The following is a 23,962-nucleotide window of genomic DNA, read 5'->3' on the forward strand; positions in this document are numbered from 1 at the left end:
AATGAATCCCCCGAATCCATTGTGATAGGGGGATTGATTCTTGAAGGAGAGTCGGTTGTGATCCATCGTCAAAAACACCATTTTCAAGCTCTTTATTTTTTCATCTTCTTTGGGCAAGGTGCACTGATTCCATACTTGGCACTCTATTTTTCCAATGATGCCTTTCAATTATCGGCATCCGAAATCGGAACGATTGTAGCAGTAGGTCCGGTGTTATCGATTGTCCTACAACCAGTTTGGGGAATGGCGGCAGACCGCTTCGGACGACCGAAACGTTTACTGTTAGTAGCCTTACTTGCTGCCGGTCTATTAACCATCAGTTATTTATTGACGTCCATCTACTTATTTCTGTTATTGATCTCTTCACTCTGGGCATTATTCCAGTGTGCACATATTCCGCTTGTCGATACGTTGGCAATCGAATTTTCAAAAAGAAAATCAGTCGATTACGGAGCACTACGCTTATTTGGCTCTGCCGGTTTTGCACTGGCTGTCTTTATCCTCGGACAGGTGACGGAACAAGGATCACTTGATGCGATTTTTTATGCCAGCGGAGCTGCGCTTGTTCTTGGATTTCTTGTGTTGATTGGAATTGAAGAAACACCTGTTTCGACGGTCGAGCATGAACACATCCCATTGAAATCGTTGTTTTCGAATAAACGTTTTCTACTGTTTTTAGCAGGCGGAAGTTTAGTGTTTGGACCGATTTTTGCAAACAACTATTATTTCGGGAGTTATGTGACGATCCGTGGTGAATCGACAGCACTCGTCGGAACACTGTTTTTTGTCGCCGTGTTATGCGAAATTCCATTCATGCGGATTGCAACACGTGTGATGATGCGGTTTGGGCCGATTCCGGTTCTGGTCTTTGTTTCAGTCTTGTCGGCGTTGCGGACAGGCATCTTAGCGCTTGAACCGCCCGTTTTGACACTTTGGTTATTGGCGGCGTTACAAGGATTGATCATCGGCTTGCTGATTCCGGTCGCGCTCGATTATGTTCGCTCGCTCGTCTCCCCCTCGACGGTCGCAACGGCAGTCAGTACATATATGGCGACGACGACCGGCCTTGCGACTGCTTTATTTAATTTAATGAGTGGGTTTGTTCTGGATCAATGGACCATCTACGCCGTATTTTGGGTATATACAGGTAGTAGCCTGTTAGGTGCTTGTTTGTATCTGGTCAGCTCAAAAATCAAGGAGTGATCCGTATGCAAAAACACTATTTTATCGCCATTCCGGCTGCTGACGAGACGTTGACGCGATTCGCGGCTCATCTGGCGCTCGGACGTTATTACAAAACGGTGTACGAATCAGGCGAGTATCATCTGACGCTACGTTTTTTAGGAACATTAACAGAGGACGAGTTGAGGATTTGGCGACGTCAATTGACAGAAATTGCTCAAATGACTTCTGCTTTTACGTTAAAATTAGATCATCTGGAACGGTTTGGATTAGCCGAACGGCCTCGTGTCTTTGCCGTCGGACCAGCGTATGAGGAAAAACTGTTTCAGCTTGCCCGACGGATTGATCCGGATCCGGTTAAACCGTTTGTTCCACACATTACCCTTGCGAAAAAGTGGAATCAAGAAGTGTCGCTCTATCCACCCGAAAGCACACCTGTAGGCAGCTTGATCGTCAAAGAAATCGTTCTGTATCAGATTTACCCCGACGGTCAGCCGCGGTATCAGGCAGACACACGATTTCCATTTGGGAAGAAATAACGAGGTGATATGATTGGCATTATTGATGAAACTTTATGATTTAGAAAGCCGATATGAACGAAATCCGCTGGAAGTTTCGAAGCGTTTCAAAGAGCAGCAGCTGGTGGATTATGCGAACGTCTTGAAAAAATGGGAGTCGGGTGAACTGTTTCCGGGTGAAACGATTATTCGACCGAAAAAATGGTGGCAGCCTTTTAAAAAACCGGAGATGTTTCAGGTGCCGGGAAAACAAATCTCGAAGTCAGCTTTTGATAAATGGTATAAAAAGCGAGTGGAAGTCCAAAAATTAATTTACGTGGCAGGTGGAGCGACAGAAGAAGACATCTGGCGCTTGCCCTTAAGACGCCATCTTGACTTCTATCAAATGTTGCATCTCTTAAATGATCAGTTCGGCATGTTTTATCGTGCCGTCATTCAATACCAGCAGGGGGAAGTCGAACTCAGTCCATTTGTCGTAGGACCTTCTGCTATCTATGTACTGGACTGGTTAGATGGAGAAGAAAGTATCTATCATATCAAACGGGATAAACTATGGCGAGAACAACCATTTAAAGCCTCATCGAAAAATATCGTCAATCCATTAATCAGCTTAAAGCGGACGGAGGATATCCTGCGATTGATTCTAGGTTCCGAATTCATGTTACCAATCGAGCGTGTCGTCATCGCGTCACAAGGTTATTTCGATCAAATTCCGAAAGAGACGACGACAACTTACGTCAATAAGGTGGACTTCACGGATTGGCTACGGAAAATGAATTTGTCGGCTGTGCATACAAAAGCTTCTCAAATGCGGGTATGCGAACAGATATTAAAAGAAACGGTTTCGGTGACCTTTCAAATGGCATTGACCAGTCAAGAAAACGGGCGGATTCAAAAATAGGGAGGGAAGCGGCAAGATGTTTGATTGTCGCGTAAACAGATGATAAATAATGAATCGGAAACGCAGCAAGTCAGATTGTGTTCAGTTGAGTTCGTGACATTTCAAACTATCCTGATGGAGACGACTACACTGGTTGGACAAGCTGATTTTTCGCTCGTCTGTGATGGTCAGCCGATGAACTACTCCATTGAAAATCGAGAAGAAGCGGACGGGACGATCAAACTGACACTGCTGCTCGACCGGGCGGTTGAAGTAGAACGATGTTATGAAATCATCTTACCCGATCAGGAACGATTCCGTGTGTTACCGAATCGGATTGTACAAACGATGTTATTTGATCGGAAATACAGTTATGAAGGACCCTTGGGTGTCGTTTATGACGCCGAGGTGATTTCCTTATATGTGTGGTCACCGCTGGCAGATCGGTTGGAGTGTATCCGTTACGATCAAGGCGGTGTCGAAATTGACAGCCGGGACTTCGAACGGCAGGAACGAGGTGCGCACCGTTTGGTGGTGCCCCGAGCATGGGAAAACAGCCTGTATCGTTACCGGGTCACGACGTATCAAGGAACACATGAAGTCATCGACCCTTATGCGAAGGCGGTCAGCGTAAATGGACAGTTTGCTGTTTTGCTTGATGTCGAGCAGGAAATCAACCGTCAGTTTCCGCATCGACAGAAACGACCGCTGTTAATCAAGCCGACAGACGCCATCATTTATGAAGCACATGTGCGGGATTTTACGATTGATCCGTCTTCCGGCTCTCATCATCCCGGGCAATACGCGGGGATGACGGAAACAGGAACCGTTTCACCGGAAGGACGTTCGACAGGCATCGATTATTTACTTGAGCTGGGGGTGACCCATCTTCAATTGTTGCCGGTTCATTTGTTTACGACGACAGAGGAAGTCAGTCGCCTTCCTTATAACTGGGGGTATGATCCTGTTCAATGGTTTTCACTGACGGGATGTTATGCCAGTGACCCGAGCGATCCGAAAGTCAGGATTTTTGAATATGTCGAAATGATTGAACAGCTTCACGCGGCAGGGATTCGGGTGACGTTTGATGTTGTCATGAATCATGTCTACATTCGCGAACAATCCGCGCTCGAACATCTGGTTCCGGGTTATTACTTCCGCTATGAAGTGGACGGAACACTTGCTAACGGGACAGGTGTCGGGAATGATACGGCATCGGAACGGTTCATGATGAGACGGATGATTGTTGATTGCCTGACGTATTTTGCGGACAGTTTTCAGGTGGATGCCTTCCGGTTTGACTTGATGGGAATTCATGACGTTGAGACGATGAATCGTGTTCGGGCAGCGTTAGATAACATTGATCCGACGATTCTTGTTTACGGAGAAGGGTGGGATTTGTCGACACCTTTACCGCAACGTCAAAAGGCAATCAGTTCTGTTGCTTCGCAAATGCCTCGGATTGGTCATTTTAACGATGTTTTCCGGGATGCTTTAAAAGGCTCGACGTTCAATGAAACGGATTGTGGTTTTGTGTCGGGTAACGGTTGGTGGGAAGGTGAAGTGCGAAACGGAATGGCCGGTAGTATCACTTTGGACGGTCAAACGACCGGACGTTTCCCTGAGCCGACGTATTCAATCAATTATGTCGAAGCGCACGACAACCATACCTTGTACGATAAGTTAGCACTTGCCCGACCGGATTTGGAGGAAACGACACGGTTACAGATGAGTAGACTGGCTCAGACGATTATTTTCTTAGCGGCTGGCATTCCGTTTCTACACGCCGGACAAGAGTTCGGACGGACAAAACAAGGCGTCGAAAACAGCTATAATGCACCTGATACGATTAATCGGATGGATTGGACGTTACGCGATCAACATGCGCAGATGGTTGAGTATTTAAAAAATATCTTACAAATCCGTCGAATGCACGGAGGATTCAGGTTGCACCGAGCCAATCAAGTTCAAGAACTGATGCATTTTTTGCCGATGCATCCGGGAGTCATCGCCTACGAAGTGGAGGCCGTTCATTCGTATGATGCCTGGCAACGGACGCTTATCGTCCATAATGTGACGTTTGAAAAGATTGAAATCGCGCTCGATCATCCGAGATGGAATGTCCATGTCCATGGAAACGAAGCATCCGTTACACCGATTGAAAAGGGTGTTTCGCAGATCACGGTCCTTCCGTTGTCAACAACGATCGCCACATGTTAAGATAATCATTGTGCCTTAAGGCAAATCTACTAAAAAGTTGAGCGGATTATAATGGAATTAGATATTTTAGATGCGCTTGGCGAAGGCTGGACCCTTACGCCAGCAGGCGGAATCACGGGAGAAGCATATATTGCCTCGACCGGGCAGTCAAAACTCTTTTTAAAACGAAACTCCTCGCCATTTTTGGCGATTTTATCAGCGGATGGAATCGTACCGAAGCTGCTTTGGACGAAGCGGATTTATAGCGGTGATGTCATCAGTGCCCAACAGTTCATTGAGGGGCAAGAACTGGAACCGGAAATGATGGAACGACCGGAAGTCGCCCGGTTGCTCGGGAAAATTCATGACTCGAAGGAACTGCTGTTCATGTTACAACAGTTGGATCAGCGTCCAATCGAGCCGGATGAACTTTTACGGCAGTGTCGGCTGTATTTTCAACCTGCTGAACTGGCACATCCGGAATTGATTGAACAGGCAATCGACTATCTGACTGAACAATTACCTTACGTTAGAACGGACGAGCAAGTCGTCTGCCACTCGGATTTAAATCATAATAACTGGTTGGTCGGAACAGATGGACATCTGTATCTCAATGATTGGGATGATGCCATCATCGCGGATCGCGCTTACGATCTTGGGATGATGCTATACAGTTATGTCGACGAAGAGTGCTGGCCGGAATGGTTTGCAAATTACGGACATCCGTTGACGGCGGATTTAAAACAGCGGATGTATTGGTACGTCGTGGCTCAGGCGGTGCTCTCGATTTATTGGTATGAAGATACCGTGCATCCTGATGCGGCAGAGAGCTATCTTTTCTTGGCGCAACTGCTCGAGATGGACCAAGAAGGTTAAATCGATGTCATGTACTTTCAACACAACAAGCTTTTAACGATAAAAAAGGGGCTGACTCAAAAGTCAGTCTCTACAAAGATAAGGGTGGCAGAATTATAATCTGCCACCCTTATCTCGTAAAAAAAGAATCACTCGCTACACGCAACTCCTGCAGGAAAAAGCGCATTTTTGCGCTTTTAGACAAACAAGACCCGCTTTCCTGCCTGAATGAGGCAGGAAAGCGGGCTTGTGTCTCGCCTGAGGAAAGGGCGTGAAAGACGAGTGATTCTTTTTTGATTCAGCCTCTTTTTTTAGCCTTCAGCAATCTTTATTTCTTTTTCAATATCGTGACTTTCGAGATCCGCTTTACGGTAGGCTTCTGTCGTCGGCAAACGTAAATCCAATCGCGGTTTTTCTTCGAACATGACTGTCACGTCTTGAACCGTATAGTCGAAGACGTGTCCGCCACCACTTCGTTCCTGATCGATGAAGTGAAGGTGGTAACCTGCGACTGCAATGCCATGACCGAATCGAGGTGTAAAGTAACCGGCCAGCGTACCGTCGATTTGTTCGAATGTTCGGGCGCTTTGTGTCGCGACAGCTTCGGTGATCGGACGGAATGGTTTTTCCTGTCGGGCGACTGTCCGTGTCTTGACCTCGGAAAATCGTCCTTCGATTCGTACCGCGTAAAAGCTGTTAACGGTACTCAGCTGCTGACTTAACCAGTGTTCGAAATCAGCTTTAGTCATCGTTTGTTTCACGGATAATGACTGTTCCGGAACAAATCGTGTGAGAGAACAGAACGGCGTCGTCGTCTTCGGATCGAGCGGACGGGCACTGCCGTCCGACCGTAATTGATAAAAAGAACCGTCAAAACCAATCATTTCCCCGTCGAGATGATCAAATGTTCCGATTCCGAAATCGTGTCCGGGAAGAATTGACTCGTAACGTGTCTCGCTTTCGAACACGCCGTCGAGTAAAGCCATCATTGTCGAAATCTGAAGTAACGTATCCTCGTGTTGCATCGCTTCCATCTCCTTATCAGTTCAGTTGATCCAAGTGTACTTCTTTGCCGAGTGTAATGTTATCGCTGTAGTCAATCGGGACATCCACGATAACAGGACCATCTGTTTTCCATGCTTCTTCCATGACCGAGATGAGCTCTGACGGATGATTGACACGAAGTCCTTTTGCGCCAAAACTTTCGGCATATTTCACTAAATCGACTTCACCGAACGATGTACCGGATTTTCGGTTATACTTCATTTCTTGCTGGAATGCGACCATGTCAAATCCGCTGTCACGCCAGACGAAATGGACGAGCGGGGCATTCAAGCGGACTGCCGTTTCCAGTTCCATCGCAGAAAAGAGGAAACCGCCATCTCCCGAAATCGAGACGGCTTTTTTGCCGGGACGAACGAGTGTCGCCGCAATCGCCCACGGTAATGCGACGCCAAGTGTCTGCATCCCGTTACTGAATAGAAGGTGACGTGGTTCGTACGAACGGAAGTGGCGGGCCATCCAAATATAATGTGAGCCCACATCGACTGTGACCGTTACATCGTCAGCAATTTGTTCACGTAACGTTTTCATAAAGTAAAGCGGATGAGTGAGGGGTGAGTCTTTGACGATTGGCGGGATGTCCCGTTCTTCCAACCGTTGTTGAAGACCACGTAAAAACTCAGTTGAACTCGCCGGGAATGTTAATGTATTCAATCGTTCTGATAAAGCATTGATGGTAGCTGCGACATCACCGACAAGCTCACGGTCAGGACGATAGAAATGATCAATTTCAGCCCGCATCTGATCGAGGTGGATTAATGTCCGCTCCTGAGACGGTTGATTCCAGAATTTTGGATCGTACCCAATCGGATCGTACCCGATTGATAAGACAAGATCGGCTTCAGCAAGTAAAGCGTCTCCCGGCTGGTTTCGGAAAAGTCCGACTCGGCCATAAAAATTAGATTCAAGCTCGCGCGACAATGTACCGGCCGCCTGGAATGTCTGAACAACTGGAATCGAGACACGTTTCAACAAAGCGCGGATTGCTTCGACGACACGAGGTTGGCTTGAACGCATACCGAGTAATAAGACCGGTAACTTCGCTTGCTCAATTAATGTAGCCGTCTCATCAATCCATTCTTCTGGTGCGATTCCGAGTTTAGGTGTTTTGACGGCTTTAAACGAAGTGACGTTTGCTTCATTTAATCCGACATCTTGCGGAATGCTGACAAAAGCAGCACCTGATGTCGTTTCAGCCGTCCGGAAAGCATTGGATAACACTTCAGGAATGTTGTCGGCATCTTGAACTTCAGCACTGAAGTTCGTGATCGGTTTGAACAGTGCTTGGTTATCCATCGATTGATGTGTTCGTTTCAAACGATCGGCTCGTGTGACGGCGCCGGCAATCGCGACGACAGGGTCACCTTCTGAGTTTGCCGTGACAAGACCGGTCGCAAGGTTCGAAGCACCTGGTCCTGACGTGACAAGAACCACGCCCGGTTTATCCGTCAAGCGACCGATTGCTTGTGCCATGAAAGCGGCGTTCTGCTCATGACGTGCGACAATCAATTCTGGTCCGCGGTCTTGCAAAACGTTAAAGACAGAATCAATTTTCGCTCCAGGAATTCCGAAAATGTAATCGACACCCTGTTCGATGAGGGTATCAACGACCAAATCGGCCCCTGTTTTCTTCTGTACTAATTTTTTGGATTCACTGTTTTGTTTTTCTTTCATTACAATTCTCCTTTTCTACCAGTAGTTTTGGTTGTTCGATAGCTGTAATATGAAAACTGTTTCGTAAAAAGTATACATCTGTTTTAGTGAGAAACCAAGGTGAATCGTTCAGAAACTAAAAAAGACACCTTGTGATTTACACAAGATGTCTGACACGTCAGCATTATTCCGCATTAACTTTCCCGAATGTCGCCCAAACAAAGAGGGCTGCTACACCCATGACAAGGACAATCGGAGAACCCCAGGCAATTAAGAAGTCATCCATCATTAAAACCTCCTTCAAGAAACTTTGTACTGTAAGTGTAGTAGATTGCTCAGTAATTCTCAAGTGACGATCTGCTGAACTTTCTTTTTGGCGTCAATCAAGAACATCTTATATATTTACCCGAATCATGATAAACTTATCTGCGGATAATTTAAGAATCGAAAGGATGAGCAGTATGCGTTTACGTCACAAACCATGGGCACTGGATTATATGAAAGAGCAATCCTCCATTTATATAGCAGACCCGTCGGCCTTAAAAGGAAACTGGTCGAATGAATTTAAAAATGAGAATCCAATTTACATCGAAGTCGGGTCAGGAAAAGGGGCCTTCATCACAGGGATGGCAAAACAGTATCCAGAAGTCAACTTCATTGCAATCGAGTTATTTGAGAGCGTTGCGGTCGCCATCGTTCAGAAGATGGTTGAAGAACCACTTGCTAACGTTCGTGTCTTGACGGTTGATGCAAAAGACTTGCGTGACTTCTTTGAAAAAGGAGAGGTTGCCCGTGTTTATTTGAACTTCTCTGATCCTTGGCCGAAATCACGCCATGCCAAACGCCGCTTGACGTATAAAACGTTTTTGGCGACGTATGAAGATATTTTACCGGAAAAAGGACAGATTCATTTTAAGACGGATAACCGGAAATTATTTGAATCCAGTCTGATGACGATGTCTGCTTATGGGATGACATTCGATTGGATGTCGCTTGATTTACATGCCAATGAGCCGGAAAATAACATCAGAACGGAATACGAAGAACGTTTTTCAGCACTTGGTCAACCGATTTATCGGATGGAAGCAACGTATACGAAATAATTTAGACAAAAAGTTTTCTTATTTTCCTAGCATTTCTTTCACACTTTTTTCTTATTAATTGGTACAATGTTGTTGACTGAAGAACTGTATTTACAGGTAAAGGGGGAAATTGGGGATGTGGCAAAAAAGCTTAGCCTTCGTAACAGCACTCTTTCTCGCATTGAGTATCGGACAATCGGTATTCGCTGCGATTGATACGTCATCTATGCAAAAAGCACTTGACGAGGATTTGAAGAGTACACATTACGACTATAAAAAAGGTTCTGTAGAAATTGAAGATCCAAAAACATTCACTGGTGAAAAAGGTGAACAGATTATCGGCGGAATCGCGGTAATCGAGACAGTTCGTGATGGAATCTTCATCACGATCAAACGTGAAATCCATTTCTTTAACGCAGACAGCGGTAAGTTACTTACAAGCGCAGATGCGGCTAAAGTAGACGGCGTCAAAGAATACATCGACAGCAACTCAGATAACCTGCACCAAAAAGTGGTCTACTGGTTGCCGATGTTGCTCATGTTATTAATCATTGCTGTACCAGCTATCATGCTATACGTTGTTGTACCGCGTCTGTATTCAACAACTGAATACATGAACCCGATCTACGAGCGTAATGATAACCCGCGTTAATCTTTTTTAAATCAAATGAAAATCCCTTGTCCGACCCGATTCGTTGGGACCGACAGGGGATTTTTTTAGACAAATAAAACGAGTAAAAAAGCGATGATGGCCGGAAGTCCTTGTTTGAAAAGAATCGAGACATTTGCAGTAGCTGCACCATAAAGGGCAGCGACGATGACACAGCCGAGGAAATACAACTGAACAGCCGGGGAATCAAGAATCAGTCCAAAAATCAGACCGGCAGCAAGAAAACCGTTGTAAAGACCTTGATTGGCGAATAATGTCCGGATTTGTGGATTCGAGACAGCCTCTTCTGTCAGTCCGAATGTACGCTTGGCAGACTTGGATGATAGAAGAAACATTTCAAGTACCATGATATAAAAATGTTCCACAGCGACTAGCAGTACGAAGAAGGTAGCGAGTAAAGACATGTCGGAGCTCCTTTCTTAAAAAAAGACCATACTCCGTCGATCGAAGTATGGTCCGTCTATTATGCGTATTCGAGTAAAGCACCTGTTTCCGCATCAACTGTGAATTGATACGTTTTTTCATCGTCACCTTCAAGGACCGAGATGCCACCTTTGTAGCTTTGGTAGTCACGTGACTCGTATGCGTACGCCTCTGGTGTTGCAGAGATCCATGCACCTTGGACACGTCCTTTTGCTGAAAATGTGCGTTTCGTGATTTCGAGCGCTTCCTCGGCAGAGAGTTGTTTGTTGTCGACAGCCTTCTTGACTGCGAAAGCGGCAACGACCGCTGCTGCGAGACCGATAATCCAATAGCGTTTTTTCATTAAAATTCCCCTCCTTACAGGTTCTATTCCTACTGTACCAAATAATTCGTCCAGTGAGAAACAAAAGGTTAAGTGATTGAAGCAAAATTTTGTATAATGAATGAACAGGGGGCGATACATATGAATGAAAAAACAAGAGACTTGTTTCGAACATTGACGGAATTAAATGGTGCGCCTGGATTTGAACACGATGTCAGACGCTTCGTGAAAGAGCGGATTGCACCGGTGACGGATGAAATCGTCATGGATGGTCTTGGTTCGATTTTCGGCAAACGGACAGGACAAGAAGATGGTCCAAAAGTTATGGTTGCCGGTCATATGGATGAAGTGGCCTTCATGGTCACACAGATTACGAAAAACGGCATGCTCCGGATTCAACCGCTCGGCGGTTGGTGGAGTCAGGTCCTGCTCGCACAGCGTTTCTCGATTTGTGGGGATAACGGCATCATTCCTGGTGTCATTGCCTCGATACCACCACATTTATTGACGGATGAAGTCCGGAATAAGCCGATGGCAATCAAAGATATGTTCATCGATGTTGGGGCAGACTCAAAAGAAGAAGCGGAATCTTTTGGTATCCGTCCGGGCATTCCGGCTGTTCCGTTCTTCCCGTTCACACCGATGGCTAATCCGAAAAAAATCATGGCGAAAGCTTGGGACAACCGTTACGGCGTCGGCATGGCAATCGAGTTGCTGGAAGAGACGACAGCATCGGATCATCCAAACGTCTTGTTCTCAGGGGCGACGGTTCAAGAAGAGGTCGGCTTACGCGGTGCACAAACAGCAACGAACCTGATTGATCCGGATGTTGCTTTTGTCGTCGATGCCTCACCGGCCAATGATGCGTCGGGGGATAAAACAGAATTTGGCCAGCTCGGTCAAGGGCCATTGTTACGGATTAAGGACAGCGTCATGATTTTATCGAAAGAAATGACAGATTATGTCCTCGACACGGCAGAATCAAACAAGATTCCGTATCAATACTATGTCGGTGCAGGCGGAACGGACGGAGGAGTCATTCATCGTTCGAACAACGGAATTCCGACGACGGTCGTCGGTCTTCCTGCACGTTATATTCATACACATGCCTCGATCATGCATACGGATGACTATGATGCGGCGAAAGAATTGCTCAAGAAACTTGTAACGCAACTGGATGCGACGACACTCGCAACATTACAAATTAAATGAAGATGATGGAAGAAGGATGCCTTCGTGCATCCTCTTTTTTTGTGTCCTAACTGTCTTGTCATATGAAAAACAAATGTATGACCTTTTTTTAGAGTTTGTTATAATGAATCTGATTTCAAACAGAAGGAAGTGGCATGTTGTTAAAAAGAAAAGGGATTTTACTTAGTCCGAAAGTATATTTTATTACAGTACTCAGTTATATGGCGTTAGGACTCTTCAGTTCTTTGATTATGGGATTAATTTTAAAGACGATTGGTGAAGGGTTGATTACAAGAGGAATCGAAGCGGGAATGCTCGTTACGGTCGGGGAACAGGCAATCGCGCTGACGGGACCGGCGATTGGCGTGGCTGTGGCATTTGCTCTCGAAGCTCCACCACTCGTTTTGTTTTCTGCCGTTGCTGTCGGTGCATTTGGTTATGAAGCAGGAGGTCCTGCCGGAAGTTATGTCGCAGCGGTCATTGCTACTGAAATCGGAAAATTGATTTCAAAGACGACGCGTCTTGATATCATCTTGACGCCATTCATCACGTTGCTCGTCGGTTTTGTGAGTGGTAAGTACGTCGGAGCTTGGATTGGAACATTGATGACCGATTTAGGAGAAGTCATCCGGTGGGGAACAGAAAGAGAACCCTTGATCATGGGGATTTTTGTCGCGACCGTCATGGGTCTCGCCTTAACAGCTCCGATTTCAAGTGCTGCCCTCGGTATCATGTTAGGTCTTGACGGACTGGCGGCCGGTGCTGCAACGATTGGCTGTGCGGCACAGATGATCGGATTTGGTGTCATCAGTTACAGGGATAACGGGATTGGTGGATTCATTGCCCAAGGAATCGGCACGTCGATGTTACAAGTGGGTAATATCATTCGAAATCCATGGACGATTGTCCCGCCGACACTGGCGGGAGCACTGCTCGCACCGTTCGCGACAGTTTTGTTGACACTCGAAAGTAATCCTGAAGGATCGGGTATGGGGACAAGCGGACTTGTCGGTCCGCTGATGATGCTAAAAACGATGGGATTTGAAGCGGAGTATTATTTAGCTGTCTTTGTTTTATGTTTCCTGGCACCAGCGCTGCTGAGTTATTTGATTTATCGGGCCCTGCATCGCATGGGACGGATTAAAGACGGAGATTTGAAAATCGAGTATTAATGAGAATATACTTGTTCATTGGCTTTTTGAAAGAGGCAAAGAAAGAGAAACAGGCGGTGGATGCGCATCCACCGCCTGTTTCTCTTTACATACGTATACTTACAGGGAAAAACCAAACGAGCTGGAGTAAAAACTTGTGAAAAAGACATACAAGTACAATAGATAGAGCGGAATCAAGTAACGCATCCGAACGATTGGTAATTTTCTGGCGAGCCGTTTCCCGATGGCTTCGAGTAACATGATGATGGCGAATCCGACCACAAGAAAAATAAGAATTTGAGGCAGGCTACGCTCGGAATCGATGAACGAATATCCATATCGGAGACAACTTGTCATGCCGACAAAACCTACAAATCGTTCGAAAGGATGTTTAACAGGTTGATCAGTCATAATAATTTCCTTTCAGGACATTTTCTAGTTGCAGTATAGCAAACAGAGCACCAAAACGCACAGAAACATTCGAATATGCTATGATGAACCCAATGAAAAAGCAAGTATTGAGGGAGTGTAACAGATGAAAAAATTAGAATCGAAAGAACAATTTGAACAAGCGAAACAAGAAAAATCGATTTTCCTCTTCTCGGCGGATTGGTGTCCGGATTGCCGGTTTTTAGATCCATTCATGCCGGAGATGGAACAGACGTTTAGTGAATTCAATTTTTATTACGTCGATCGTGATCAGCACATTGAAATTGCCCAGGAAATGGACATCTTCGGAATCCCGAGTTTCGTTGCGTATCGTGAAAATGAAGAGACGGGTCGTTATGTCGGAAAAGAACGAAAAACACCTGAACAGGTTACAGCATTTTTAGAAACAGTCTGAGACAAAAGCGAGCGCTGACTCGCTTTTTTTAATAGGAAAGGATGAAATGGATTCATGGAACTACAACAAATTCGTCGCCTTGTCACTGAGGCATTTGATACAACACAATATACAACTTATTTTGATCGAGAAAAATCGGTTCTTCGTATCGAACGGAAACAAGATCGGACAGGAGTCGATCTAGGATTGAATCCACTTGTGGCCAAAGCGAAACGTCGCGGGGTGATAGCGGTCGAAGAGACGATCGAATACATCAAAGCTGTTTTGGAACAGACGGGACCGGTTTCGCTGATTGGTCATGAACAACAGGTCTTTCCTGTCATTCGGGCTAAATCTTTTGCAGATGAGACGAAAGACGGCAAGAAAATCATCAGTACCCCCCATACCGGTGAAACGAAAATCATGTACGCCCTTGATTTAGGTGCCACGTACCGGTTGATTGATGAAGAGTTGTTACAACAAGCAGGATGGACGACCGAACATTTGTCAGAGGCAGCTCGTTTTAATTTAAAAACACTGGATGCGCCTTTTAAGATGGACGAAGTAGCCGGGAACATCTTTTATTTCCTGAGTACGGGTGACGGATATGAAGCGAGTCGTGTCTTAAATAAACAATTATTGAGCGATTATGCCGAAAAAATGACAGGAGAGTTTGCAGTCGGGATTCCGCATCAGGATGTACTGATTTTTGCCGATATTCGAAACGACGCAGGATACGATGTTTTACAACAATTAATGTTTGACTTCTTCACGAATGGACGGGTTCCGGTAACGGCACTTCCATTCATGTACGAAGAAGGTAAACTGGAACCGGTCTTCGTCCTTGCAAAAAACAAGCATCCGAAAAGTTGAATAATCTGCTACAATAGGCATTGTGAGAAAGTTTGAAGGGAGTCATGGATTGCATGAATGTTTTTTATAATAAAGAAGGTGTCGGAGACGTCTTGATGGTCATCTTAGCAGATGCACCACGCGCTGAAATCACTGCCGAAAGAAAAGGCGATGTAGCAACGATTTTCCATGGCGAAGACGTCATTGGCTATAACATCTTCGAAGCATCAAAGCAGTTTGAATTGAATGCTGTAGGACCGGTCGAATTGACACCGAAACTTGTTGAAACGGTTCAACGCGTACTAGGAGAAAATGGAATCGATTTCGAAGCGCGTGAAATTGATTATTCACCTAAATTCGTAGTGGGATTTGTAGCATCTGCTGAAAAACATCCAGATGCGGACAAGTTGTCGGTCTGTCAAGTAGAAGTGGATGGTCAGACACTGCAAATCGTCTGTGGGGCACCAAACGTTGCTGCCGGACAAAAAGTAGTAGTCGCTAAACCTGGCGCCGTCATGCCGTCTGGGTTAATCATTCGTCCGTCCGCTTTACGTGGAGTGGCTTCTAGCGGAATGCTTTGTTCTGCACGGGAACTCGCATTGCCGGATGCACCGCAGGAAAAAGGAATTCTTGTCCTTGAAGATACTGCGAAAACGGGAGAAGCATTTTTAATCGGTCGATAATTCGGCCGATTTTTTAACAAGATGGAGGGGTGAGGGAATGAGCAGTCGTTATGAACAGTCGTTAAAGGAACAGGCAGCACGAATTCGACGTGAATTAGCAGGCGAAAAAGAAACAAAACCCGTCGAACGTCCTAAAAAAGAAGAGCGTGAAGATCGTTTCGTGTTGACGGATGTTCCATCGCCTATTTACGGATTCCAACGACCTAGAAAGCAACGGTCGATCCAAGAGGAAATCCATTCGGACGAATCTGAAGTCGGTGTTTCAAGTGTGCATGAAGAGGAAAAATCAGAAGAGTCGCTTGAACATGAGGCAGAGGAATTGAACGAAGAGTCGCGGATCGAGACGATGGAACAGACGGATCTAACCGAAGCGGATGCTGGCTTAGTACCGACGACAGATTCAGATATCCTCGTTCCAGAACCGACAATCGAAGAAAATGCTCCGTTAGACGATGTTTCGGAAGAACAAGTCAAAGCACAGGCGGCGATTGAAAATCATCTTCCTGCAGCAGACGATACTGTTAAAGTAACGGAAGATCCTGTTACAGAAGAAATCAGCGAAGAAGATACGATTGAAGAAGCAACAGCGGAGAGTCATGTGGAAGAAAAGCCTGAGATGACTTTGGAAGATCAATCTGTTCATGAAGAAGATACGGAAATCGTCCAGTTATCAACAGGTGTTGTACACGTTGATTCTCAAACGGAAGAGCCGGTCACGCAGATAGAAGAATTGCACTCTGCTGAAAATGAGTTAGTCGATAAAATCAAAGAAGAAAATAGTGTGGCCGAAGAAGCGCTGACGAATCAGTCGGTTCAAATCAAAAAACCGGTTGGTCCGCCGGTAAACGTCGTGATGACGACGAAGGACTTGATGGCCATGTATCGTGCACGTCGGGAGCAAAATAATTTAAATGGTAAAAAATAAGTCGGTTTGCTATAATGGTACAGGTTTTGTACCCAAGCCCGATGGTACGGACCGGAACGTGAATTGGAGGGCTCATATATGACAAACTATCATTTTGTAGGGATTAAAGGAACAGGGATGAGTGCACTCGCCCAAGTACTGCATGAAATGAATCATCAAGTACAAGGTTCTGATATTGACAAGCATATTTTTACAGAAGATGCCTTGCGGGCAAAAGGAATTCCGTTTTTCCCGTTTAGTGCGGAAAACATTAAAGAAGATCAAGTCATCATCCAAGGAAATGCTTTTGGGGATGATCATCCAGAAATTGCTCGGGCAAAGGAACTGGATTTAACGATTTATCATTATTATGATTTCTTAGGGTATTTAGCAGATGAGTATCGGTCTGTCGCCATTACCGGTTCGCATGGTAAAACATCGACGACTGGTTTACTGTCACACGTCTTAAGTGGCATTACACCGACGGCATTCTTGATTGGTGACGGAACCGGTGCTGGCGTTGAAGACGCAAAGGCGTTTGTCTTTGAAGCGTGTGAATACAAACGACATTTCTTATACTACAAACCGGATTATGCGATCATGACGAACATCGATTTTGATCATTCGGATTACTTCACGGGCATTGATGATGTCGTATCCGCATTCCAGGAGATGGCGATGCAGGTTAAACAAGCAATCGTGGCTTGTGGAGATGACGAACATCTACAAAACCTTCAGGCGAATGTTCCGATTCTCTATTATGGTTTTGGCGAAAACAATGATTTCCGTGCAGAAAATGCAACGTCGACTCCAGATGGAACATCGTTTGACGTGTATCTTCGGGATGACTTCTACGGGACGTTTCTGATTCCTGGCTTTGGTCGACACCATGTCTTAAATGCCTTGTCTGTCATCGCGATTTGCCAGTACGAAGGACTAAACAAAGACGAAGTCGCAGCACGTCTGTCTACATTCGGCGGAGTTAAACGTCGTTTTAGTGAATCAACTTTCGGTTCGCAAATTCTTGTTGATGATTATGCGCATCACCCGAAAGAAATCAGTGCGACGATTGAATCAGCACGCAAGAAATATCCGGATCGTGAAGTCGTAGCGATTTTCCAACCGCATACGTATACCCGCTTGAAGTCATTCATGGATGATTTTGCGACATCGTTACGCGAGGCGGACGCCACTTATCTTTGTGAAATCTTTGGATCGGCACGTGAGCAAGAAGGTCAAGTCCGTGTAGAAGATTTACAAGAAAAAGTATCTGGATCTGATATTTTGACACGGGATAATGTATCAATTTTAAGTAAACATGAAAATGCAGTGCTGCTCTTTATGGGAGCGGGAGACATTCAAACGTATCAACACCAGTACGAAAACACGAAATAACATCCTGAGTAGAAACGGACGCTGGCATTCATTTGTCGGCGTCTTTTTTTGTCAGTTTCGTGAAACAAAAAAGCTGAAGTGATTTTGATGCACGATGTTGTAATTTTTTGATTGCATCTTGAATTGATTTTTGGAATAGTGGGGGTATGTTATTTAGAAAGGAAAGACGTCATGGGACAAATCTTACTCATCTTACTGTTACAGCTGATTTACGTACCTGTTTTGACATTACGTACCATCATGCTCGTCAAAGGAAGAACAATCATTGCAGGTGTGTTAGGAACGGTTGAAACGTTGATTTATATCTTTGCGCTCGGTATCGTATTCCGTGACTTGACGACAGTCGGAATGATTGTCTACGCTCTTGGATTCGGTCTTGGTATTCTGATTGGAGGATTCGTCGAACGGAAGCTGGCGATTGGATACAATATGATTCAAGTTCACACACAGGAGTTTCCGGCAGAGTTGATTCAAGTCATCCGGGATAATGGATTCGGAGTCACACATTATCAAGGTCAAGGTCGTGACGGAATTCGCTATCGACTGGACGTACTGGCAGCTCGGACAAGAATGAAAGTGTTACGTAACCTGGTCGAGGAGTATGAACCGAAAGCTTTTCTTGTCGCTTTTGACTCGGTTGATTTCAAAGGCGGTTATATGCTCAAAGGATTGAAACGATCCCAGTAAGGAATTTCATACTGGACGCTCGAAGAATCTCTCATGAAATCATGTTTAAGTTTTGTTATTTAAGGATAAAGATGAAATAGAACAAAACACAGTTTTATGAGAGGAGAAATCGATAATGATTAGTAATCATGCTAAGACGGCTTTAAATCAACAGGTGGCAAACTATGGTGTGCTGTTTGTAAAACTCCATAACTACCACTGGTACATTAAAGGTCCTGATTTCTTGACGTTACATGTAAAGCTTGAAGAATTATACACATGGGTTTCGGAACAATACGATGTCGTGGCAGAGCGTTTGTTGATGAACAATGGAATGCCTTCTGCAACGCTGAAGGAATATTTGGAGCAAACGACGCTTGAAGAAGCCAAACCAGGTTTATCAGCAGATGAAATGGTCGAGTCAGTCATCAGCGACTTCCAACAGATTCGTAAGGAAATGTTGGATGCAATCGTACATCTTGAATCGCAGGACGTGACGGTGGAAGACGATTTGCTGGCACAAGCAAAAGAAATTGAAAAACAAATTTGGATGTTGCGCGCAACATTAAAAAAATAAGTCGAAAAAAACGGATGGCTGCATCCTATATGGAATGAGCCGTCCGTTTTTCCTTATTTTAAGTTTTCAGGATTCAAGACATCGAGTTCAGGTAAAACGAATCGACCATCTTTACGAATCAAGACATCATCAAACCAAATTTCTCCGCCGCCGTAATCAGGACGTTGAATGTTCACCAAATCCCAGTGGATGGATGAGTCATTTCCATTGTAGGCCTCGGCATATGCTTGACCGGGTGTAAAGTGGAAACTACCATCGATTTTTTCGTCAAACAGGATATCCTTCATCGGGTGCTGGATAAACGGGTTGACACCGATTGCGAATTCTCCGACAAAGCGGGCGCCGGCATCTGTATCAAATACTTGATTGATCCGTTCCGTATCGTTTGCTGTCGCTTCAATGATTTTTCCGTCCTTGAACGTCAATGTGACGTTTTCAAATGTAAATCCTTGATACGGAGAAGGCGTGTTGTAAGAGATGGTACCGTTAATCGAATCTTTGACCGGGGCTGTAAAGACTTCTCCGTCCGGAATGTTGGCATTGCCGGCACACTTGATTGCTGGAATGTCCTTGATTGAGAAAGCAAGGTCTGTTCCAGGTCCGACGAGACGAACACGATCGGTTTTATTCATCAAATCGACGAGAGGCGTCATTGCGTCACCCATCTTAGCGTAATCAAGCGTACAGACATCAAAGTAAAAATCTTCGAAAGCCTCTGTCGACTGGTTTGCCAGTTGCGCCATTGAAGTCGTCGGGAAACGTAACACGACCCATTTCGTGCCTTTGACACGATCTTCGGTATGCATCTTGCCGAGTGTTTTACCGTACAGCTTCATTTTGTCAGACGGTACGTCGGAAAGTTCGTTGATATTGTCTCCAGCGCGTAGACCGATGTAAGCATCCATCGCCTGCATTTGTTTTTGTTCGATGTCCGCCATCAATTGAAGTTGTTCTTCCGACGCATTGCGGTACAATTTCCGTAACACGCGGTTATCCTTTAAGAGGACGAATGGAAGACCACCGGCTTCATAAGCGGCATCAACGAGCGCTTCGACAAGCTCACGTTCAATTCCGAAGTTCTCGATCAAGACTTTTTCACCAGGAGCAAGTGCTACTGAATAATTGATAAGATTCGTTGCGAGTTGTGTTAGACGTGGGTCACGCATGAAAAGTTCCTCCTCAAAATGATGTATGTAGGTTTCATTTATCATTGTAACGGAAATAAACCATTTGGAGTAGCAGGAACCATTGCTTCTACGTCGAACTACCAACTAGACACTAGCAAAAGAAATTGGAGGCACGAACCATGGAAATTACATTAGGCGGAATTGCCGGATTGGTTGCTGCGATTGCATTCGTAGTACTCGTCATCTTCCTCGCACGCGTATTGAGCGCAGCAGGTAAGACACTTAACAACGTAGCTGATACAACAGCAGGGCTCGAACGTCAATTAGACGGTATCATGATGGAGACGACAGCGTTGTTACACAAAACAAACCGTCTTGTCGATACGATTGAAGAAAAAACAGAATTGCTTGCACCGGTTGCGAACTCAATCGAAGAATTGGGGACATCGCTCAATAAAGTAACAGATTCAGTTCGGACTGTATCTGACACGGTCGCAGGTGCTGCCGATACAAACAAAGAACAAATCGCACAAGCCGTCCGTTGGGGATCAGTCGCGGTTGAACTCTTTAAGAAAAATAAGCCTGAACCAGGCCAAGAAGTTTCATCTTCGACAACGGCTACGACGACAGTCGAAAAGAAACCGCGTCGCCGCTTCCGTAAAAAAGCAGAAACACCGGTCACACCGGAAGTCGTTTCTGTCCCGGATGTCGAGAGTATTCCAGATGAGTTGAAGGGAGATCGTTCATAATGACAAAACAACATCCATACCAAACACAAGATACTTCTAAAGGTGGCGGATTCCTTGCTGGTATCATCGTCGGTGGTTTAATCGGTGCAGCCGCAGCATTATTATCAAGTCCGAAATCAGGCCGTGAAATGCGTGGAATGCTCGATGAGCGGACAGCACCAGCGCGCCAACGTCTGAACGAACAGACGCAAGTCGTTCGTGAAAAAGCAGAACCACTCGTAGGAGAATGGATTCAATTAGCAAAAGATAAAGCAGCACCTGTCATTGAAAAAGCGAAAAAGAATCCTACCGTTCAAGAAGCGGCACAATACGCTGGTTTTGAAAAAGACCAATCGAGCATCGATGCTGCACTTGCAGAGGCGGAACAATTGGTCCGTGATATCGAACGTGAAATCGGTGACGAAGTGGACGGTGCTCCAGTAGCGGAACAACTTGATACTGAAACGGTTGCCGAGCTATCTGAATTACGTGAAGATCTCGAAGGGGAAGAGAATGAAGAAGATACAGAAGACGAGGACAATGATCCCCAGTCCAAATTAAGTCATGAAAAACAACCTAAAAAATAAGCAACCTTTTAGCGTACTCACTGACTTTAAATAGTGAGTACGCTTTATTTATGTACAATTTCACAAGAGTTCGCTATAATTAGTTGCTATTACGAGCTATATGCTGATTAGGGAGTGGTAGAAGAATGGATCAACATGCAGAATTAAAACGTTTACGGGATGAACTTGATTTAGTGAACGCTGAGTTGCTGGCGTTAATTAATAAACGAGGGGAAATAGCGGTTGAAATCGGTAAAGTAAAACGTGCCCAGGGAATCGATCGGTATGATCCGGTCCGTGAACGTCAGATGCTTGAATCGATTGCAGCGAGCAATCATGGTCCATTTGAAACAGGACGCCTACAGCACGTATTTAAAGAAATTTTCAAAGCCTCGCTTGAACTTCAAGGAGAGGATCGAACACGGAAGTTGTTGGTGTCTCGAAAACAAAAACCGACGAATACGATCATTCGTATCGGGGATGATGTGATTGGTGACGGTTCCCAACAATTAATTGCAGGTCCGTGTGCGGTCGAAAGTGAGGAACAGGTCTTTGAGGTGGCAGAACAACTTGCGAAACATGGTGTCCGCTTCATGCGCGGCGGTGCTTACAAACCGCGGACATCACCATATGATTTCCAAGGTCTTGGATTAGACGGATTAAAAATGTTGAAAAAAGCAGCTGATGCCCATGGTCTTCATGTCATCACTGAAATCATGACACCAAGCGCAGTCGAGTCAGCTCTGCCTTATGTGGACATCATTCAAGTCGGTGCCCGCAATATGCAAAACTTCGACTTGTTGAAAGAAGTAGGACGAACGAACAAGCCGGTTCTGTTGAAACGGGGCTTATCGGCTACACTTGAAGAGTTCATGTACGCTGCTGAATACATCATGGCAAGCGGGAATGAACAGGTCATCCTATGCGAACGCGGAATTCGGACGTATGAACGGGCGACCCGCAATACACTCGATATCTCTGCCGTTCCGATTCTAAAACAAGAAACACATCTTCCGGTCATGGTGGATGTGACCCATTCGACGGGCCGTAAAGATTTACTTCTTCCGACTGCAAAAGCAGCATATGCCATCGGAGCAGACGCCGTTATGGTAGAGGTCCATCCGTTTCCGGCGCTTGCGTTATCGGATGCGAACCAACAACTAGATTTTAATGAGTTCGATTCGTTCATCGAGAATCTGACTTCTACTTTTCCGGCACTAAACGTTCAATGATTTTCTAAAAAGGCTGTTCTTTAGCGAATGAGAACGTTTTACAATGAGGGAAGAATGGGAAAAGAAAGTTATCTTTTCCTGTCTTCCTTTCGTGTTGCCTAAAAATGAAAACAAGAATGAAAACAAAATGGTTGTCTAAAATAAGGAGGAATTTGTTTTGAACAGTAATATAACGATTTATGATGTAGCCCGGGAAGCGGCCGTCTCCATGGCGACCGTCTCGCGTGTAGTAAATGGAAATCCGAACGTCAAACCGTCGACGCGGAAAAAAGTACAGGATGCCATCGATCAACTCGGCTACCGTCCGAACGCAGTCGCACGAGGTCTTGCCAGTAAGAAAACGACGACTGTCGGTGTCATCGTACCGGATATTTCAAATATCTTTTTTGCAGATTTAGCACGGGGAATTGAAGACGTTGCAACGATGTACAAATACAATATCATCTTATGTAATTCGGATCAAAATCCTGAAAAAGAAATTCATCTGTTGAATACGTTACTTGGTAAACAAGTGGATGGAATCATCTTCATGGGTGGACGTCTTCACGAAGATCTTGTCCGTGAATTTAAAACATCTCCTGTTCCAATCGTGTTGGCGGCTACTTTAAATCAAGATTATGATCTTCCAGCCGTTAATATTGATTACGAAAGTGCTGCGCATGATGCTGTAAAATCTCTGATTGACAATGGTCATAAACGGATCGGATTCATTACAGGTCCACTTGAACAACAGATTAACGGAGAAAAGAAATTTGCCGGTTACCGGAGCGCCTTGGAAGAAGCAAATTTACCGTTTGATGAGCAAAACGTTGTCCTTGGAAACTATACGTACGATTCAGGCATGAAGGCGATGAATCAATTACTTGAACTCGGCGATGCTTGTCCGCGTGCGATTTTTGCAGGGACGGATGAAATGGCGCTTGGTGTCATTCACGCTCTTCAAGACGCCGGTCATCAAGTTCCAGACGACTTTGAAGTCATCGGACATGATAATACCCGTCTTGCGACGATGATTCGTCCGAAACTGACGACGGTCGTTCAACCGATGTATGATATCGGGGCAGTTTCGATGCGTTTACTAACGAAGATTCTTAACAAAGAAGAAATTGAGACAAATGATGTAACGTTACCACACCGGATTGAAAAACGTGATTCTACACGTTCTTGATGAAGCAAAAAAGTCTGTTCTTTTTCAATCGAAAAAGAACAGACTTTTTTTAT

General features: G+C 45.1%; 27 protein-coding genes. 20 read left to right on the forward strand and 7 right to left on the reverse strand.

What is annotated here, in order from left to right:
• The first annotated feature begins 57 nt into the window (after positions 1–57).
• From P402_RS0104955 to P402_RS0104975, 5 genes are read left to right on the forward strand one after another with little or no spacing between them, the layout of a single operon-like run.
• Positions 58–1,203 carry an MFS transporter gene (locus P402_RS0104955; protein WP_026827689.1) on the forward strand — a complete coding sequence of 382 codons (1,146 nt, stop codon included), beginning with the start codon at positions 58–60 and terminating at the stop codon, positions 1,201–1,203.
• A gap of 5 nt (positions 1,204–1,208) precedes the next feature.
• Positions 1,209–1,721, forward strand: coding sequence for an RNA 2',3'-cyclic phosphodiesterase (thpR, locus tag P402_RS0104960; RefSeq protein ID WP_026827690.1), 513 nt, complete (start codon positions 1,209–1,211; stop codon positions 1,719–1,721).
• A 25-nt stretch (positions 1,722–1,746) separates the two neighbouring features.
• Entirely contained in the window at positions 1,747–2,601 is an 855-nt protein-coding gene (locus P402_RS0104965; protein ID WP_235188821.1) for a hypothetical protein, read from the forward strand.
• A gap of 39 nt (positions 2,602–2,640) precedes the next feature.
• Entirely contained in the window at positions 2,641–4,800 is a 2,160-nt protein-coding gene (pulA, locus tag P402_RS0104970; RefSeq protein ID WP_026827692.1) for a type I pullulanase, read from the forward strand.
• A 51-nt stretch (positions 4,801–4,851) separates the two neighbouring features.
• Positions 4,852–5,655, forward strand: a complete 804-nt coding sequence (locus P402_RS0104975; RefSeq protein WP_026827693.1) for a phosphotransferase family protein — start codon at positions 4,852–4,854, stop codon at positions 5,653–5,655.
• A gap of 290 nt (positions 5,656–5,945) precedes the next feature.
• On the opposite strand, the gene budA is transcribed toward P402_RS0104975, so the two are convergent.
• The 3 genes from budA to cydS form a co-directional block, all read right to left on the reverse strand.
• A complete protein-coding gene (gene budA, locus P402_RS0104980) occupies positions 5,946–6,659 on the reverse strand; it encodes an acetolactate decarboxylase (RefSeq protein ID WP_026827694.1) in 714 nt (237 codons plus the stop codon).
• 16 nt (positions 6,660–6,675) lie between these two features.
• A complete protein-coding gene (gene alsS / locus P402_RS0104985) occupies positions 6,676–8,370 on the reverse strand; it encodes an acetolactate synthase AlsS (protein WP_026827695.1) in 1,695 nt (564 codons plus the stop codon).
• 163 nt (positions 8,371–8,533) lie between these two features.
• The gene (gene cydS / locus P402_RS17250) at positions 8,534–8,635 is read right to left on the reverse strand and encodes a cytochrome bd oxidase small subunit CydS (protein WP_426353925.1); all 102 of its coding nucleotides are present in this window, start codon (positions 8,633–8,635) and stop codon (positions 8,534–8,536) included.
• A gap of 175 nt (positions 8,636–8,810) precedes the next feature.
• On the opposite strand from cydS, the gene trmB reads away from it, so the two are divergent.
• Together trmB and P402_RS0105000 are read left to right on the forward strand one after the other, a co-directional pair.
• A complete protein-coding gene (trmB, locus tag P402_RS0104995; RefSeq protein WP_026827696.1) occupies positions 8,811–9,452 on the forward strand; it encodes a tRNA (guanosine(46)-N7)-methyltransferase TrmB in 642 nt (213 codons plus the stop codon).
• A gap of 115 nt (positions 9,453–9,567) precedes the next feature.
• Entirely contained in the window at positions 9,568–10,083 is a 516-nt protein-coding gene (locus P402_RS0105000; protein ID WP_026827697.1) for a hypothetical protein, read from the forward strand.
• 65 nt (positions 10,084–10,148) lie between these two features.
• Here P402_RS0105000 and P402_RS0105005 read toward each other — a convergent pair whose 3' ends face one another.
• Together P402_RS0105005 and P402_RS0105010 are read right to left on the reverse strand one after the other, a co-directional pair.
• A complete protein-coding gene (locus P402_RS0105005) occupies positions 10,149–10,505 on the reverse strand; it encodes a DUF1304 domain-containing protein (RefSeq protein ID WP_026827698.1) in 357 nt (118 codons plus the stop codon).
• A 59-nt stretch (positions 10,506–10,564) separates the two neighbouring features.
• Positions 10,565–10,867 (reverse strand): PepSY domain-containing protein, encoded by a 303-nt coding sequence (locus P402_RS0105010; RefSeq protein WP_012371126.1) that lies wholly within the window; start codon positions 10,865–10,867, stop codon positions 10,565–10,567.
• A 120-nt stretch (positions 10,868–10,987) separates the two neighbouring features.
• Between P402_RS0105010 and P402_RS0105015 the strand changes: the two genes are divergently transcribed.
• Both P402_RS0105015 and P402_RS0105020 read left to right on the forward strand, forming a co-directional pair.
• Positions 10,988–12,058, forward strand: a complete 1,071-nt coding sequence (locus P402_RS0105015) for a M42 family metallopeptidase (RefSeq protein ID WP_026827699.1) — start codon at positions 10,988–10,990, stop codon at positions 12,056–12,058.
• 134 nt (positions 12,059–12,192) lie between these two features.
• Positions 12,193–13,209, forward strand: a complete 1,017-nt coding sequence (locus P402_RS0105020) for a PTS transporter subunit IIC (protein WP_034769739.1) — start codon at positions 12,193–12,195, stop codon at positions 13,207–13,209.
• Between the two features lie 99 nt (positions 13,210–13,308).
• Here P402_RS0105020 and P402_RS0105025 read toward each other — a convergent pair whose 3' ends face one another.
• The gene (locus P402_RS0105025; RefSeq protein WP_235188822.1) at positions 13,309–13,545 is read right to left on the reverse strand and encodes a hypothetical protein; all 237 of its coding nucleotides are present in this window, start codon (positions 13,543–13,545) and stop codon (positions 13,309–13,311) included.
• Positions 13,546–13,723: 178 nt separating this feature from the next.
• Here P402_RS0105025 and P402_RS0105030 point away from each other — a divergent pair, with 178 nt between their 5' ends.
• From P402_RS0105030 to P402_RS0105060, 7 genes are all read left to right on the forward strand, one after another.
• Positions 13,724–14,032 (forward strand): thioredoxin family protein, encoded by a 309-nt coding sequence (locus P402_RS0105030; protein WP_026827702.1) that lies wholly within the window; start codon positions 13,724–13,726, stop codon positions 14,030–14,032.
• Between the two features lie 54 nt (positions 14,033–14,086).
• Positions 14,087–14,884: a DUF1444 domain-containing protein gene (locus P402_RS0105035; RefSeq protein ID WP_026827703.1), complete on the forward strand. Its 798-nt coding sequence runs from the start codon at positions 14,087–14,089 to the stop codon at positions 14,882–14,884.
• Positions 14,885–14,937: 53 nt separating this feature from the next.
• Complete coding sequence (gene ytpR, locus P402_RS0105040) at positions 14,938–15,546, forward strand: YtpR family tRNA-binding protein (RefSeq protein WP_026827704.1); 609 nt, start codon at positions 14,938–14,940, stop codon at positions 15,544–15,546.
• A gap of 37 nt (positions 15,547–15,583) precedes the next feature.
• Entirely contained in the window at positions 15,584–16,471 is an 888-nt protein-coding gene (locus P402_RS0105045; RefSeq protein WP_026827705.1) for a hypothetical protein, read from the forward strand.
• A 78-nt stretch (positions 16,472–16,549) separates the two neighbouring features.
• Positions 16,550–17,845 (forward strand): UDP-N-acetylmuramate--L-alanine ligase, encoded by a 1,296-nt coding sequence (murC, locus tag P402_RS0105050; protein WP_026827706.1) that lies wholly within the window; start codon positions 16,550–16,552, stop codon positions 17,843–17,845.
• A gap of 171 nt (positions 17,846–18,016) precedes the next feature.
• On the forward strand, positions 18,017–18,532 hold the full coding sequence (locus tag P402_RS0105055; RefSeq protein WP_026827707.1) for a DUF2179 domain-containing protein: 516 nt from the start codon (positions 18,017–18,019) through the stop codon (positions 18,530–18,532).
• A 115-nt stretch (positions 18,533–18,647) separates the two neighbouring features.
• Positions 18,648–19,088 (forward strand): Dps family protein, encoded by a 441-nt coding sequence (locus P402_RS0105060; RefSeq protein ID WP_026827708.1) that lies wholly within the window; start codon positions 18,648–18,650, stop codon positions 19,086–19,088.
• Positions 19,089–19,141: 53 nt separating this feature from the next.
• On the opposite strand, the gene P402_RS0105065 is transcribed toward P402_RS0105060, so the two are convergent.
• A complete protein-coding gene (locus P402_RS0105065; RefSeq protein WP_026827709.1) occupies positions 19,142–20,254 on the reverse strand; it encodes an aminopeptidase in 1,113 nt (370 codons plus the stop codon).
• A 140-nt stretch (positions 20,255–20,394) separates the two neighbouring features.
• Between P402_RS0105065 and P402_RS0105070 the strand changes: the two genes are divergently transcribed.
• The 4 genes from P402_RS0105070 to ccpA all read left to right on the forward strand — a co-directional run bounded on the left by P402_RS0105070 (position 20,395) and on the right by ccpA (position 23,909).
• The gene (locus tag P402_RS0105070) at positions 20,395–20,964 is read left to right on the forward strand and encodes a DUF948 domain-containing protein (RefSeq protein ID WP_026827710.1); all 570 of its coding nucleotides are present in this window, start codon (positions 20,395–20,397) and stop codon (positions 20,962–20,964) included.
• The gene (locus P402_RS0105075) at positions 20,964–21,530 is read left to right on the forward strand and encodes a YtxH domain-containing protein (RefSeq protein WP_034769743.1); all 567 of its coding nucleotides are present in this window, start codon (positions 20,964–20,966) and stop codon (positions 21,528–21,530) included. The genes P402_RS0105070 and P402_RS0105075 overlap by 1 nt, the downstream gene beginning before the upstream one ends.
• A gap of 125 nt (positions 21,531–21,655) precedes the next feature.
• A complete protein-coding gene (locus P402_RS0105080; RefSeq protein ID WP_026827712.1) occupies positions 21,656–22,741 on the forward strand; it encodes a bifunctional 3-deoxy-7-phosphoheptulonate synthase/chorismate mutase in 1,086 nt (361 codons plus the stop codon).
• A 157-nt stretch (positions 22,742–22,898) separates the two neighbouring features.
• Complete coding sequence (gene ccpA, locus P402_RS0105085) at positions 22,899–23,909, forward strand: catabolite control protein A (RefSeq protein ID WP_026827713.1); 1,011 nt, start codon at positions 22,899–22,901, stop codon at positions 23,907–23,909.
• Positions 23,910–23,962 lie beyond the last annotated feature (53 nt).

The sequence above is a fragment of the Exiguobacterium sibiricum 7-3 genome, from assembly GCF_000620865.1.
Classification (GTDB): domain Bacteria; phylum Bacillota; class Bacilli; order Exiguobacteriales; family Exiguobacteriaceae; genus Exiguobacterium_A; species Exiguobacterium_A sibiricum_A.